Origin of the sequence: Acinetobacter sp. CIP 101966 (genome assembly GCF_000369725.1) — a bacterium.
Classification (GTDB): domain Bacteria; phylum Pseudomonadota; class Gammaproteobacteria; order Pseudomonadales; family Moraxellaceae; genus Acinetobacter; species Acinetobacter lwoffii_Q.
Genome location: NZ_KB850158.1, coordinates 475,900 through 490,777 on the forward strand (window position 1 = coordinate 475,900; position 14,878 = coordinate 490,777).

14 protein-coding genes are annotated in these 14,878 nt (G+C 44.3%); 13 read left to right on the plus strand and 1 reads right to left on the minus strand.

Features of this window, described 5'->3' with window-relative positions:
• Positions 1-23: 23 nt before the first annotated feature.
• Positions 24-794, minus strand: coding sequence for an SDR family oxidoreductase (locus F891_RS02275; protein WP_004733034.1), 771 nt, complete (start codon positions 792-794; stop codon positions 24-26).
• A gap of 89 nt (positions 795-883) precedes the next feature.
• Here F891_RS02275 and mazG point away from each other — a divergent pair, with 89 nt between their 5' ends.
• The 13 genes from mazG (at position 884) to F891_RS02340 (ending at position 14,810) form a co-directional block, all read left to right on the plus strand.
• Positions 884-1,696: a nucleoside triphosphate pyrophosphohydrolase gene (mazG, locus tag F891_RS02280; protein WP_005103258.1), complete on the plus strand. Its 813-nt coding sequence runs from the start codon at positions 884-886 to the stop codon at positions 1,694-1,696.
• The gene (locus F891_RS02285) at positions 1,656-2,078 is read left to right on the plus strand and encodes a ComEA family DNA-binding protein (protein ID WP_005261836.1); all 423 of its coding nucleotides are present in this window, start codon (positions 1,656-1,658) and stop codon (positions 2,076-2,078) included. Before mazG ends, F891_RS02285 begins: the two co-directional genes overlap by 41 nt.
• Positions 2,079-2,214: 136 nt before the next feature.
• Positions 2,215-3,687 carry a polynucleotide adenylyltransferase PcnB gene (pcnB, locus tag F891_RS02290; protein ID WP_004647477.1) on the plus strand — a complete coding sequence of 491 codons (1,473 nt, stop codon included), beginning with the start codon at positions 2,215-2,217 and terminating at the stop codon, positions 3,685-3,687.
• Complete coding sequence (folK, locus tag F891_RS02295) at positions 3,684-4,169, plus strand: 2-amino-4-hydroxy-6-hydroxymethyldihydropteridine diphosphokinase (protein WP_005103266.1); 486 nt, start codon at positions 3,684-3,686, stop codon at positions 4,167-4,169. Before pcnB ends, folK begins: the two co-directional genes overlap by 4 nt.
• Positions 4,170-4,222: 53 nt before the next feature.
• Positions 4,223-5,032: a 3-methyl-2-oxobutanoate hydroxymethyltransferase gene (panB, locus tag F891_RS02300; protein WP_004278337.1), complete on the plus strand. Its 810-nt coding sequence runs from the start codon at positions 4,223-4,225 to the stop codon at positions 5,030-5,032.
• Position 5,033: 1 nt separating this feature from the next.
• On the plus strand, positions 5,034-5,882 hold the full coding sequence (gene panC, locus F891_RS02305) for a pantoate--beta-alanine ligase (RefSeq protein ID WP_004647479.1): 849 nt from the start codon (positions 5,034-5,036) through the stop codon (positions 5,880-5,882).
• Positions 5,883-5,900: 18 nt separating this feature from the next.
• Entirely contained in the window at positions 5,901-6,752 is an 852-nt protein-coding gene (gene rapZ, locus F891_RS02310) for an RNase adapter RapZ (protein WP_004278335.1), read from the plus strand.
• Positions 6,749-7,018 carry an HPr family phosphocarrier protein gene (locus F891_RS02315; RefSeq protein WP_016806787.1) on the plus strand — a complete coding sequence of 90 codons (270 nt, stop codon included), beginning with the start codon at positions 6,749-6,751 and terminating at the stop codon, positions 7,016-7,018. Before rapZ ends, F891_RS02315 begins: the two co-directional genes overlap by 4 nt.
• 2 nt (positions 7,019-7,020) lie before the next feature.
• Complete coding sequence (gene yjgA / locus F891_RS02320; protein WP_004278333.1) at positions 7,021-7,554, plus strand: ribosome biogenesis factor YjgA; 534 nt, start codon at positions 7,021-7,023, stop codon at positions 7,552-7,554.
• A gap of 713 nt (positions 7,555-8,267) precedes the next feature.
• Positions 8,268-9,536 (plus strand): sensor histidine kinase, encoded by a 1,269-nt coding sequence (locus F891_RS02325; protein WP_004733022.1) that lies wholly within the window; start codon positions 8,268-8,270, stop codon positions 9,534-9,536.
• Between the two features lie 173 nt (positions 9,537-9,709).
• Positions 9,710-11,014, plus strand: a complete 1,305-nt coding sequence (locus F891_RS02330; RefSeq protein ID WP_005261840.1) for an RNA-guided endonuclease InsQ/TnpB family protein — start codon at positions 9,710-9,712, stop codon at positions 11,012-11,014.
• 94 nt (positions 11,015-11,108) lie between these two features.
• Positions 11,109-13,859: a bifunctional [glutamate--ammonia ligase]-adenylyl-L-tyrosine phosphorylase/[glutamate--ammonia-ligase] adenylyltransferase gene (glnE, locus tag F891_RS02335; RefSeq protein ID WP_005103272.1), complete on the plus strand. Its 2,751-nt coding sequence runs from the start codon at positions 11,109-11,111 to the stop codon at positions 13,857-13,859.
• A gap of 24 nt (positions 13,860-13,883) precedes the next feature.
• Positions 13,884-14,810 (plus strand): branched-chain amino acid transaminase, encoded by a 927-nt coding sequence (locus F891_RS02340; RefSeq protein WP_004278329.1) that lies wholly within the window; start codon positions 13,884-13,886, stop codon positions 14,808-14,810.
• Positions 14,811-14,878: the final 68 nt, after the last annotated feature.

Sequence of the window (14,878 nt, forward strand, 5' to 3'; positions counted from 1 at the left end):
AACAGAATCAACCCAAATATTTTTTATTTTCTGGAAATGAGCAGATTACTCAGCCGATTCACAAATTGTGGACTCATCCGCGATAAATGAAATAAAAACTGGCTTTTGAATCCGACAGGATGATGGGTGGCTTGCCAGATGGAATCTTTGAGTTCTGCCAGTTTAAGAATATCTTGTGCAACATCTTCTGCTTTTAAATGCACGCCCATCTTTTTGATGCTTTCTGCCTGCATATCTTTGACCATGGCGGTACTGACGAAAAGCGGCATAACATCCAAGACTCGAATCCCATAGGGTTGCCACTCAATATCCAGACTTTCAGTCAGGCCACGCACTGCAAACTTGCTGGTGGAATAACTGCTTAAATCGGCTTGGCCATAAATCGCCGAAGCTGAAGATAGATTGATGATGCGGGCAAATGAAGATTCTTTTAAATAAGGGAAAGCGGCATGACAGCCGTTCATGACTCCTTTAACATTAATATCCAGAGTCCGATGATGCGCCATAATATCAGTTTCTTCAAAAGGGCCTGAATATAAAATCCCGGCATTATTGACCAGAATATTGATTTCACCTGCCCAAGCTGAAAATTCGGCTAAAGCTGTTTCCCAGGACGTATAACCAGCCACATCCAGAAAACCGGCTTTGGCATGTTCGCCCAGTTGCTGGGCCAGTTGTTCTGCCTGCTCCACCTGGACATCATAAATACCCACCTTGTAGCCGTGCTGGTAAAATAGGGCGGCTGTCGCGGCACCAATTCCTTGTGCTGCACCGCTAATCAATATACTGTGCATGTGCCTGATCTCCTTATTGTCTTTTTTTTGAGCATAACAAGGAACTGGCAGATTGACGCGACTATTTGGTAAAAAAGAGGTTTTTGAATATGGAACAACTACTCAAGGTCATGCGTGAATTACGTGAAAAATGTCCATGGGATCAGCAGCAGACCCCCGAATCTCTGACCAAATATGCGATTGAGGAAGCTTATGAAGTCGAAGCAGCAGTCCGCTCTGGAAAAGTCGACGATGTCCGCGATGAGCTAGGTGATTTGCTGCTACAGGTGGTGTTCCAGTCGCAAATGTACAGCGAGCAGGGGGCTTTCGATTTTCAGGATGTGGTGCAGGCCATTACCGATAAACTGGTTCGCCGTCATCCGCATGTATTTCAGGCTGAACAATTTGCAAAAATGAGTCCGGAAGATGTGTCTGAGCTATGGAAAGAAATCAAACAGCAAGAAAAGCAGGGCAAGCCGCGTTCACGTCTGGATGATATTAAACATGCACCGGCTTTGGCGCAGGCTGATGAAATTCAAAAAAATGTCGCCAAAATTGGTTTTGATTTTCCGGACATGGCGGGTGCTTATGCCAAGCTGGAAGAAGAACTGGCTGAATTAAAAGAAGCGGTAGCCGGACAAAATTCCGATGAAATACAGGAAGAATTTGGCGACTGCTTATTTTCTCTGGTGAATGTTGGTCGTAAACTTGGCATCTCCAGCGAGATGGCATTATTGGGGACGATCCATAAATTCCGGACCCGCTTTGCCTTAATGGAAGATCAGGCAGAACGACAACAATTAGACCTGGAAAAGCTGTCACTGGCTGAACTTGATCAGCTCTGGGAACAGGCTAAATTAGAATTAAAACAAAGAGCAGCACATGAAAAAAATACCTTATCAAATCGGTCCAACGTGGATTAGTCTTCTTTTAAGTTGTTGGCTGGGCTTTATTTCTATCGGAACTGTGCATGCGACTGCGACCGATTATATGGAATGGAAGACCCAGCAACAGCAACATGACGCTCGCCTGAAGAAAAAAGCTGCCTCCACGGCTTCATCAGAAAGCAATCACTATCTGGCGAAGCCTGCATTATCGGCATCTTCTGCTGCTGATAAAATCAGTTTGAATAATGCAACTGTGGAGCAATTACAGCAGCTAAATGGTATTGGTCAAAAAAAGACTGAAGCCATTATTGAACATCGGCAAAAAAACGGAAAATTCAAAAGCATTGAAGAGATCCAGCTGGTCAAAGGCATTGGGCCGGCATTGTTTGCCAAAAACAAGGCCAAATTGGCCTTGTAAGGCGACAGCATGGATCATGACTAGCTGATTGATTTGACTCGCAGGATTGACATAATCAAATTGCCCTTTAGGCGTGTAAGCGATATGATTAGCGTCATCTTGGAATTTTACGTTCAGACGTAGGAGACAGCGTCTTTTGCAAACTTTGCGCGCGTCAAAATGTGGTTTATCAACCGCTCAATTACCTTCTTATATTCTCGATGTGATTGATGCCTTAAACAAGGCAGGCTATGAAGCTTATATCGTGGGTGGTGGTGTTCGAGATCTGATGTTAGGTTTGAATCCTAAAGATTTCGATGCAGTTACCAATGCAACCCCGGCTCAGGTCAAGGAAGTTTTCGGACGACGTTGTCGGATTATCGGACGACGTTTCGAACTGGCGCATGTCTATTCAGGGCGGGAACTGGTTGAAGTGGCAACCTTTCGTGCACCACCAAAAAAAGCAGTGACCTCGGCCGCGGGAATGATTCTGCGTGATAACAACTGGGGCAGCATCGAGCAGGATTTTGCCCGTCGTGATTTCTCCATCAATGCAATGTACTACCAGCCGCGTAAAGGTATTGTGCTGGATTTCTGCAATGCAGTGGATGATATTCACAGCAAAACCTTACGCTTACTCGGCGATCCGACTTTAAGATTTGAAGAAGATCCAGTGCGGATGCTGCGAACCCTACGTTTTGCCGCCAAGCTGAACTTTAATATTGATGAAGCGATTCTGGATGTCTTTACGCCGGAAATGACCCAGTTGCTGCGTGATGTTTCTCCACATCGACTTTATGATGAATCACAGAAACTGTTTACCATGGGACACCTGAATCGTGTCTTGCCAATGCTGATCGATTTTGGGATCTGGCAGCAGTTATTTGCAGATATCAAGCCTGAAATTACGCCATTTATGGAACGCGCTGCGAAAAATACCGATCAGCGTATTTCTATCGGCAAGACCATCAACCCGGCCTTTTTCTATGCGGTATTGTTGTGGCAGCCATTCCTCGAGCGTTGTGAATTCTATCTAAATAAAGGCGTGGTAGCCGCCGAAGCTCGTGCCCAAGCTGGTCTGGACGTGTTAAAACGTCAGGCGACTCGTACCATTATTCCACGTTTTGCGGAAACCTTTATTCGTGAAGTCTGGGAAATGCAGACTCGTTTGTTGAATCCAAAACCACAGCAAATCGAGGCCTTGTCCAGCCATGCGCGTTTCCGTGCCGGCTTTGACTTTTTGCTGCTGCGTGAAAAATCAGGCGATGCAACTGCACAAGGCATGGGCAGCTGGTGGGATGCTTACCAGCAAATGAGCGGTGACGAGAAAGAACGGGCCATTAGCCAGTATAACCGTCAGCGTGCCAAGAGCCGTCGCAAGGCGAGTCAAGAAGAACATCTGGAACAGAAATTGACCCAGCAGCAAGATCTCACCGAGATTGAACCGTTGGTAAATGAACCTGAACCACGCAATCGTCGAGTGCGCAAAGCCAAGTTTGAAGACAAGGTGAAACCTCTGTCGCATGTAGCAGCCAGTGCCAGTGGTGAAATTGGCCTAGATCATCCGATTATGAAACGTAAGCGGGTGAAACGTGATCTGAGTCAGGTGGTATTTGGGCCAACACAATGATCGTGACGTATATTGGCCTGGGCAGTAACCTGGGTGATTCACGCCAGATTCTGGCAGAAGCTGTACAGAAACTGGCGACCTTGGGGCAGGTGAAAACTTCGAATCTGTATCAAAGTCCACCGATGGGACCACAGGATCAGCCGAACTATCTGAATGCAGTGGTGCAGTTAAATACCGATCTGGCCGCTTTAAGCTTGCTGGATCGTTTGCAAGCCTTTGAGCAGGACGCAGGTCGGGTACGTTTACGTCATTGGGGCGAACGTACACTGGATCTGGACTTACTAATCTACGGCAATGAGCACATTCAAAATGATCGTCTTACCGTGCCGCATGTCGGGGTGTTAGAGCGTGATTTTGTCCTGATTCCACTTCTGGATATTGATCCTGAAATACAGGTTCATGGACACAGATTAAAAGACCTGGACATCGTCAAACAGTCGACCCTTGCGGTACTCGATGACAGCAACTGGGCAAATATTTAATTTTTAAGTGATGGTAATTTCGACAGAACTTTCAAGCATAGAGGAACATTTTCATGGTCAGTCTGAGTGATTTAAGACGCTTTAAAGCAGATGGACGCAAATTTTCATGTCTGACTTGCTATGATGCCAGTATGGCCAAAGCCATGGAAATTGCCGAAGTGGACAGCATTTTAATTGGCGATTCTCTGGGAATGTCAATTCAGGGTCGTGATTCGACTTTGCCGGTTACGGTTGCAGATATGGCTTATCATACGGCTGCGGTACGCCGTGGTAACCAGCATGCCTTTATCATGACTGACTTGCCATTTATGAGCTATGCCACCTTGAATGATGCCTTGCAAAGCTCGAAAACCGTGATGCAGGCCGGCGCGCAAATGGTCAAGATGGAAGGCGGCGCATGGTTGGCAGAAACCGTGCAAGTGCTGACACGTAACGGCATTCCGGTGTGTGTGCATTTGGGTCTTACTCCGCAGTCGGTACATGTGTTTGGCGGTTATAAGCTGCAAGCTCGTACTCGTGAAGCGGCCGATCAGCTCATTGCGGACTGTAAAGCAGTAGTAGAGGCGGGTGCTGCACTATTGTTACTCGAATGCGTACCGGCACAGCTTGGCCAGGAAATCACCGAACTGTTTCCGCAGATTCCGGTGATTGGCATTGGCGCGGGTGCAGCCACTGACGGACAAGTATTGGTGGTTCAGGATATGTTGGGCCTGACCTTTGGCCACACTGCAAAATTTGTACGTAATTTTATGCAAGAACAATCGGGTGCGACCGCCATTCTAGATGCTTTTAAAGCCTACCATGCTGCAGTTTTAGATGGATCTTTCCCGGCACCAGAACAAACTTTTCAGGTTGAATTGTAAGATGAAAACAGAAACCACTATTCAGGGCTTAGCGGCATCCTTAAATCCGGCGCGTACCAGTCGCAAGATTATCGGTTTTGTACCGACCATGGGCAATCTGCATCAGGGGCATTTAAACCTGGTGCGTGAAGCGCGTAAGTTGTGTGATGTAGTGGTGGTCAGTATCTTTGTCAATCCGATCCAGTTTGGACCCAATGAAGATTTTGATAGCTATCCGCGCACGCTTGAGCAGGACCAGCAGCTTTTGGCAGAGGTCGGTTGTGACATCGTTTTTGCGCCGACGGTTGAGCAAATGTATGGTAAAAAACCGCGTCTGACCAATATCAGTGTTTCTGACATTACCAATGATTTATGCGGTTTACAGCGTCCCGGTCATTTTGATGGTGTGGCGGTGGTGGTGACTAAATTGTTTAACATCGTACAGCCGAATTACGCCTTCTTTGGCCAGAAAGATTATCAGCAATTGGCGGTCATTCGTCAGTTTGTACAAGATCTGAATATTCCACTGGAAGTAATTGGTGTGCCGATTGCCCGTGCAGAAGATGGCCTGGCTTTAAGTTCGCGCAATGGTTATTTAAGCGAAGAGCATCGTGCAATCGCACCGGTCATTTATCAAAGCTTGCAAAAGGCTGAACAGCAATTACAGGCAGGCGTGGAACTGGATACGGTATTGGCGGAGCTTCGCCAGACTTTAACCGATGCTGGATTTGTAGTGGATTATATTGAAGCCAGAACTCCAGAATTACAAAAAATTCATACGTTTAATCAAGATCTTGTGTTATTTATAGCTGCAAAGTTGGGGAATACACGTCTGATCGATAACCTGCAGGTTAAATACACTGCCGGCTAAGATGAAAGGGTAGCATGCATGAAGCGCATTTTAATCGTCACGGGACAATCTGGTTCGGGGAAATCATCTGCATTACAGGTGCTTGAAGATCTGGGTTATTACTGTATTGATAATCTGCCTTTGGCATTGCTTCCCGAAATCGTGGCCAAACTGGACAGTGAAAATAATCTGGAACAGTTGGCGCTGGGCGTCGATGTGCGCAGTACCCGGGCAGATTTACAAGAATTTGATCATGTATTTGAGCAGCTGCAACAGCATGGTTCGGTCGATATTATCTATCTGACCACGCAGGATCAGGAGCTGATTGCCCGCTTTAGTGCTTCGCGTCGGCCGCATCCTCTGGCGTCACGCTTTAAAAGTCTGAATCAATGCATTCAGGAAGAAAAAATCCTGTTGATGCCGATTCAGTTGCGTTCTACAGTTCATATCGATACTACCGATAAAAGCGTACATGACCTGAAACATACCTTATTGTCCAAGCTGGGACAGGCCGATAACCTGATCCTGATTCTGCAATCCTTTGGTTATAAGCATGGCATTCCACTGGATGCCGATTATGTCTTTGATGTCCGGCATTTGCCAAATCCGCATTGGGAACTGGAACTGCGCAAATTTTCAGGGCTAGATCAGCCGGTGCAGGCGTTTTTACAAAAGAGCGATCAGGTCGAGGACATGTTCAATGATCTGTATCATTTTCTGGACAAGTGGTTGCCGACCTTTGCCGAAGGGCATCGTCATTATATGACCGTGTCGATAGGTTGTACCGGTGGTCAGCATCGTTCTGTTTATATTGTGGATAGACTAAAAAAAGCCCTTGAGGCAAAATGGTCTATTCAAGTCCTCCATCGAGAAATGAAGCACTGGTCATGATTGATACGACAGTTGACGTAATTAATAAATTGGGTTTACATGCACGCGCATCTGGTAAACTGATAGAAGTTACCACCAAATTTCGTTCCAGTATTCGGATTGGCAAGGCTGACAAATTGGTAGATGCCAAAAATATCATGTCATTGCTCATGCTTGGTGCAGGCAAAGGAACAACTTTACGCTTAGTGATTGAAGGAGCAGACGAGGACAAAGCCTTATCTGAAATTCAGGCACTATTTGCAGCAAAATTTTATGAGGCAGATTAATCGTGGCACGTCGACCGAACAGTTTAACTGAAGAAGATTTTGATTCTTTAGAGGGACGCGCAAGTAAGACCGAACAGAAAAAAGCAGTCCAGCGTATGGCTGCTTTAGGTGCGCAGCTTGCAGAGCTGAGCGCTAAACAAATTAAAAACCTACCCGTAGATGAGCGTTTGATTGACGCCTTACTTGATGTGCAGGCAATTAGTTCGCATGAAGCACGTCGCCGTCAATTTTCACGGATTGGTAAATTATTACGCAATGAAAATGAAACGGTAATTTTGTCTTATTTAACACCTAAACAAGGTCTTAAAAAGACAGCTCAATTACAGCGTTGGGTGGATCGAATTGTCAAAGATGGTGATCCAGCCATCAATGAATTTACCAAAACCTATAATGCGACAGAGCGTCATACCTTACGTCAACATTATCTTCGGGTACACCGTGATTTAAAGAATCAAGCACCTGAAGAAGAAGTGAATGCTTCTAAATTAAAGCTGTTTAACTATGTACAGCAAGTGGCGTTGATTTCTGACAATTAAGCAGCCATGTAAAAAGGCGGTCTTTTTTAGGCCGCTTTTTTATAGCTGTTTTGAACTGATTGGTTTGACTTGGACATGCATAGTCTATAAGTGGTCTATCTTAATATTACTATTCCAGCTTCTAAAACTGCATTGATGATAAAAAATACAAAATTTCTGCAATTAATTTGTTAATGAATGTAAAATCTTTACAATTCTCAGTGGCTTTTTTGGCCTGTTTTTAGTCAATATCCTGATATTTAAATATTTCGTAGACTGGAATTGTTAAGATAGTTTTAAAAATTAAAAAATAATTCTGAGTGTTATTAGATAGATGAGACCTGATATAAAATTTCTTTTTAATCATAAGGTCAAGTTATATAATTGAAAAATCATTAGCTTTTACTCCAAATAGAGTAAAAAGCTATAGTGGGTATTTTTTAGTCAATAGTGTGTTACAGTAAATACAAATAAACATGCTTATTTTAGGTGAGATATATTAATTTCAAATACTTATGTAGGTTTTTTTCGAATAGTAAATTTTCAAGTTATTCTTAATCAATTAAATATCAGTGCTTTGCGGTTAAGAATGTATCTGGATAGAAACAGGTTAACAAATCCTTTAACCTATAGGTGAGTTTTCATCGTTGAGTAAATATAGAATCTTTGTTATTGATTGTATGAATTTGGTCGGCAGTGTTTTCTATATTCCATAAACATTCAGAGAGGCAGACATGGAACTAAAACTGCTAGAGGTCGGTCAGAATACGGAGCAATTAAGCTCGTGCCGTATATCTCTCATTTTAGGTGTCTATACCTCCAACAACCTATTAGACACCTTTTGTAAGATCGCCCGTAAAGTTTTAAACGTTAAAACCAGTATTATCGGCTTCCACACGGAACCCTATATCTGGTACAGCTGTCCGCGCGGTTTTCGGGCCTTGCACGCCCCACAGGAAGTGAATCTGCCTGCGTATCTGCAACAGTCAGATGTCATTGACCAGACGCATCCTGCTTATACAGAATTGTCAAATTATGTGAAAGATCTCGGTGTAGCGCATCAGAGATTAGTCGCCTTTAATTTAAAATCAAGTAGCGGTGTGTCTTTTGGACAGGTCATTTTCTTTGATGATCAGACTGAACTGTTCGATCAGGACGATATTGCCACCATCAAACAATTTGCTGAAAGTTTAGTGATTCGAATTCAGCTCAATCAAGAACATACTGAGTTGAAAGAATTATACGAGCAGCAATGCGCACAAAATTTCAGTAAAACTAAATTTTTCCAGATTATTGCGCATGATCTGCGTGCACCGTTTCACGGCTTGCTCGGCTTTTCCGAAGTACTGGCACAGGAACGTGACACACTGGATGAATCCAGTATTCAGAGTATTGCGGATTATTTATATGATAATGCACAATCGACCTATAACCTGCTGGAAAGCCTGCTGACTTGGGCGATGGCAGAGGGTGGGCGCTTTGTTTATCATCCGATCAATTATGAATTGAAACAGTCCAGCAAGATTGTATGTGGTGTTCTGAAAAGTTTGGCCTTAAATAAAAAGATCGAACTGGTCGATAATATTCCTGAAGACATCAAGGTACATGCGGATATCAACATGATTACCTCTGTCTTGCAAAACCTGGTGTCGAATGCGCTTAAATTTACCCCGGTGAATCAAGGCGGTAAAGTGATTTTAGCTGTAGAGATGGAAGGCGAGCAGGTCAAGATTACGATTCAGGATACTGGCCTGGGCATGACCGAAGAACAGATGCAGAATCTGTTTAAACCGACTTTGGGTGTGAGTGTCAGAGGCACAGCTGAAGAGAAAGGGGTAGGTTTGGGTCTGGTACTCTGCAAGCGCTTTATTGACCTGAACCATGGTCAAATTGCTGTAGATTCCAAAGAGGGCCGTGGTACGACCTTTACTGTGCATTTGCCGATGGTTACCAATGATCATCAGGCGCTAGTGCTTGAAGATGTACATGCCGAGCAATCTTAAAAGGTAAATTTCAAACTAAAACATTCCCACTGAGACAAAACTCCTGCTATCTTTAGTGTGAAAGAGGACTCCACCCAACATTAGGGTGGAGGTGAATTTCACGACTTTTTTTTAGTGCAATATGATAGAATAATTTGCATTAAGTTTCTGTATCTAAATAGATTTAAGGCGAAATGAAGATCAACAAAGCGTACAAATTTAGGCTTGAGCCTAATGCGGAACAGGAGCTTGTTTTAAACAAGTTGCTTGGCTCTGCACGTTTTGTTTGGAATCAAATTTTAGCTGTTTCGTTCGAGATGCTTGCTAATAATGAGCGAATCAACAAAGTTAATTTAGTCAATAAAATTCCTGAATTACGCAAAAAACCTGAATGTGCTTTTCTAGAAAACAGCTCAAATGGCGTTTCACTCCAACAAAAAGTTCGTGATCTTGGTGATGCTTGGGGGAAGTTTTTTAACAAAAAGGAACAAGCTAAGTTAAAGCAAAAACCATTTAGAGCTAAGAAGCCACGATTTTTTAAATTATCCGATGGTGGTGAAGTTCAACTTAGACCACTTATGCCACGATTCAAAAAGAAATCTGATGGTTATGATTCCATTCGTATTGTTCAATTTGGCAGATATTGTTGGGTTAAAGGCAACCAAGTTAAGTTACCTAATGACATTGGCGTTGTGAAATTCAGAAAATCACAAAATATTGTGGGTGAGATTAAGAACGTCACAATCTCAAAGCATGTCGGGAAATGGTATGTGTCATTTGGTGCTGAAAACACAGTAGAAGCACCAGTCCACCCATCAAAATCAGCCGTTGGCATTGATTTAGGTGTTAAAAAGTTAATTACAACGTCTAGTGGTCAAGTATTCGACCCGATCAATAGTTTCAAGGCCAATCAAGTAAAGTTGGCTAGGCTTCAGCGCAAGCTGAGAAAGAAAAACAAGTTCAGTCAAAATTGGAAAAAGCTGAATCTCAAGATCAATACATTACACCATCATATTGCCAATATTCGGCATGACTACTTGCACAAAGTCACCACAACGCTCAGCAAAAACCACGCAATGATCGTAGTTGAGGACTTAAAAGTAGCCAATATGTCGAAGTCAGCGAAAGGCTCAATCGAGAAAAAAGGAAAGAATGTTAAAGCCAAGTCCGGCTTAAATAAATCAATCCTGGATCAAGGTTGGTCAATGCTTGTTAATATGTTGGTGTACAAACAGCAATGGCGAGATGGTTTACTCGTTAAAGTTGACCCTAAATATACAAGTCAGACTTGTAGTTCATGTGGTCACGTTGCAAAAGAAAATAGGCTTACTCAAGCAAACTTTAGTTGTGTCGAGTGTAGCTTTGGCGAGAATGCAGATATTAATGCTTCTCGCAATATTTTGGCGGTAGGACATACCGTTTTGTCTGTGGAGGGTGGATGCGGTAAAGGTCGCCTTGCGAAGCAGAAAGCAAGTGAAATCCGTGAGGAAGTCACCTAAGAGCTTTTACTTTTAGAATCCCCCACTTGAACATCGTGAAAGTGGTGGGAGTATGTCAAAACTAAGCAGAATGTTTCAGGGGAAGAGTTGAGTGATGAATGCGGCACAATTGCAGAAAACCTTAAGAGCTAGCCAATATACCGAACAGGTATTGGCCAATCACCAGAGTTTACTGGAACAGGATTATGCAATTGATCAGTTTCAAGGCTCACTCAGTCGGGAATATATTGATCAGCTGGTGCAGCACTGCATCCTAAATATAAGCGATGAAGCAACGTGGATGCGCGCAATGCGTATTTTGCGGGCTCGATTGATGTTTCGTTGGATCTGGCAGGATGCCAATCAACTCACCGATGTCATTACCCTCACCCAAGAACTCTCCGATTTTGCCGATGCGTGCATCTGTGCGGCGAAAGATTTTGCCCGTATTCCGGTCGTTGCCAAGTATGGCCAGCCAATCGGCTATAACGGAAAAGTCCAAGATCTGATTGTCATTGCCATGGGGAAACTCGGCGCCCAAGAACTCAATCTTTCCAGTGATATCGACCTGATTTTTGCCTTCGATGAGCAGGGTGAAACTGATGGGCGTAAATGTATTGATGTGCAGCAGTTTTGCATCCTGTGGGGACAAAAACTCATTCATTTGCTGGATCAGATCACGGCGGATGGCTTTGTATTCCGCGTCGACATGCGCCTGCGTCCCTGGGGCGATGGTTCAGCACTAGCCATTAGTCATGCAGCCTTGGAAAAATATCTGAGCCAGCATGGGCGTGAATGGGAGCGTTATGCCTGGATTAAAGCGCGTATTGTCAATCCAAGTCCAGAAGGCGACGAGCTGCTGGAGATGACCCGTCCATTTGTATTTCGCAAGTACGTCGATTACAGCGCTTTTGAAGCCATGCGCGAAATGAAAGCCATGATCGAGCGCGAAGTACAGCGCCGTAATATTGAAGATGATATCAAGCTCGGAGCCGGTGGCATTCGCGAAGTCGAATTTATCGTGCAGGTGTTTCAGCTGATTTATGGCGGGGCCAAACTTGAATTGCAGGATCGGCAGTGTCTGGTGAATCTAAATCATCTGGATGATGCCGAGTTGCTGGATGAACAGGCGGTGCAGGATCTGGAAAATGCCTATTTATTCCTGCGCCGGGTTGAGCACGCGATTCAGGCACTGAATGATCAGCAAACGCAATCACTACCGACAGAGCCAGAGTTAAGGGCGCGTATAACGGACACACTTGGTTTTGCGGATTGGGACAGCTTTATGGCATATCTCAATGAAAAGCGTGACAAAGTGATGTATCAGTTTGATCATCTAATCAAGGAAAATGGCCCTGACACCTTGGTTGAAAGTTTTTCCCAGTTGGAAAAGAAACTCAAAGAAGTGTTGGATGATAATGCAAAGAATCTTGTCTATGAGTTTTGGAATGGGCATGCCTTAAAAAAATTACCGGCAAAGGCGGTACAACGTTTAAAAACCTTCTGGCCGCATTTAATTGAAGCCGTTTTACAGTCAGATGATCCTCAGGTGGCATTGGTGCGCTTGATGCCCTTAGTCGAATCAGTGATGCGCCGTACGGTATATCTGGTGATGTTAATCGAGAGTAAAGGGGCGTTGCAGCGACTGGTGAAGATGGCCACGGTCAGCCCCTGGATTTGTGAAGAACTGACCCATTATCCGGTGCTACTGGATGAATTCCTGTCGATGGATTTTGAATTGCCAAAACGTCAGGATCTGGAAGACTCTTTACGTCAGCAACTTTTACGGATTGAAATTGATCAGGTCGAAGACCAGATGCGGGTCTTGCGCCTGTTTAAAAAATCTAATGTTCTGGCCGTTGCCGCCAGTGATGTGCTGGCTGAAAGTCCTTTAATGAAAGTTTCCGATGCCTTGACCGATATTGCTGAAGTATCGGTGAATGCAGCGCTGCATCTGGCCTATCAGATTGTGGCAAAAAAGCATGGTTTTCCACTGGATGCAGAAGGGCAGCGCTGTTCAGTCGAGCATACGGCTTTTGCAGTCATTGGTTATGGTAAAGTCGGTGGAATTGAATTGGGTTATGGCTCGGATCTGGATCTGGTGTTTATTCACTATATGGGTGAACAGGCCGATACCGATGGACTTAAGCCGATCAGTGGCTTTGAATTTGCCATGCGGGTTGCACAAAAGTTTATGTCCCTCATGACCACGCAAACCTTGGATGGACGTGTATATGAAGTCGATACCCGATTGCGTCCATCGGGCGAAGCTGGGCTTTTGGTCACCAGTTTAAAAGCCTTTGAACAGTATCAGTTCAAGAGTGCCTGGCTATGGGAGCATCAGGCCTTGGTACGAGCCCGCCCGATTGCGGGTGAAATGAGCTTACGGAAAAAGTTTGAAGTCTTGCGCCGGGATATTTTGATTCAGCCCCGTGATGAAAATTATGTACGGGCAGAAGTACTGAAAATGCGTCAGAAAATGAAGGAGCATCTCGGTTCTTCCGCCGATCAAAAAAAAGATGGTATTTTTCATTTAAAACAAGATGCAGGTGGTATCGTAGACATCGAATTTATGGCACAGTATGCGGTGTTGGCTTGGAGTGGGACGAATAAAGATCTCGCCCATTTCTCCGACAATGTACGAATTCTTGAGGATGCCGCAAAATCAGGTTGCTTATCCAGCGACGATGCGACTGCTCTGATTCAAGCTTATCTCCGTGAACGCGCCGAGAGCCATCGCTTAGCCCTTGCAAATCAATCCATGCAAGTGTCTGCAAGCGACTGGCACGATACCCGAATGACCGTTTGCAAGTTATGGCAAAGACTGATTGATCCAAGTGCAGACTTTGCACTGGATAGTGAATAATTGTGAGAAATTGGAGTTTGTGGCATGAATTTGGCTGATCGTGATGGTTTCATTTGGCAAGATGGACAACTAGTTGACTGGCGTGAGGCAAAAACTCACGTATTAACACATACTTTGCATTACAGCATGGGTGTGTTTGAAGGCGTCCGAGCTTATGAAACCCCGAATGGAACGGCTATTTTCCGTCTTAAAGAACATACGAAGCGCTTGTTGAATTCTGCAAAAATTTATCAAATGAAAGTTCCATTTGATCAAGCAGCATTAGAACAGGCTCAAATTGATGTTGTTCGTGAAAACAAATTAGCGTCTTGCTATTTACGTCCAATTATTTTTATTGGTTCTGAAAAACTCGGTATCGCTGCAACTGACAATACCATTCATGCCGTAGTTGCGGCATGGAGCTGGGGTGCTTACCTCGGTGAAGAGGCGATGGCGAAGGGAATTCGCGTAAAAACGTCTTCATTTACCCACCATCATCCGAACGTGACCATGTGTAAGGCTAAAGCATCAGGTAACTACACCTTGTCGATTCTTGCGCATCAGGAAGTGGCGCATTCAGGTTATGATGAAGCAATGCTGCTCGACCCACAAGGCTATGTATGCCAAGGTTCAGGCGAAAACGTATTCCTGGTGCGTGATGGCGTGATTCATACGCCTGATATCGCAGGTGGTGCGCTGGATGGTATTACCCGTCAAACGATTATTACGATTGCTAAAGACTTGGGTTATGACGTAATTGAACGCCGTATTACCCGTGATGAGTTCTACATCGCAGATGAAGCATTCTTTACCGGCACTGCTGCAGAAGTAACACCAATCCGTGAATACGATGATCGTCAGATTGGTGAGGGTGTACGTGGTCCAATCACCACTCAAATCCAGAAAGCATATTTTGATGCAGTTCAGGGCAAAGACCCGAAATATGCACACTGGTTAACGTATGTGAAGTAATTAAGAATTTACTGATTGAAAAAACCTCTCATTTGAGAGGTTTTTTTTAACTGATGTACTTATTCTGC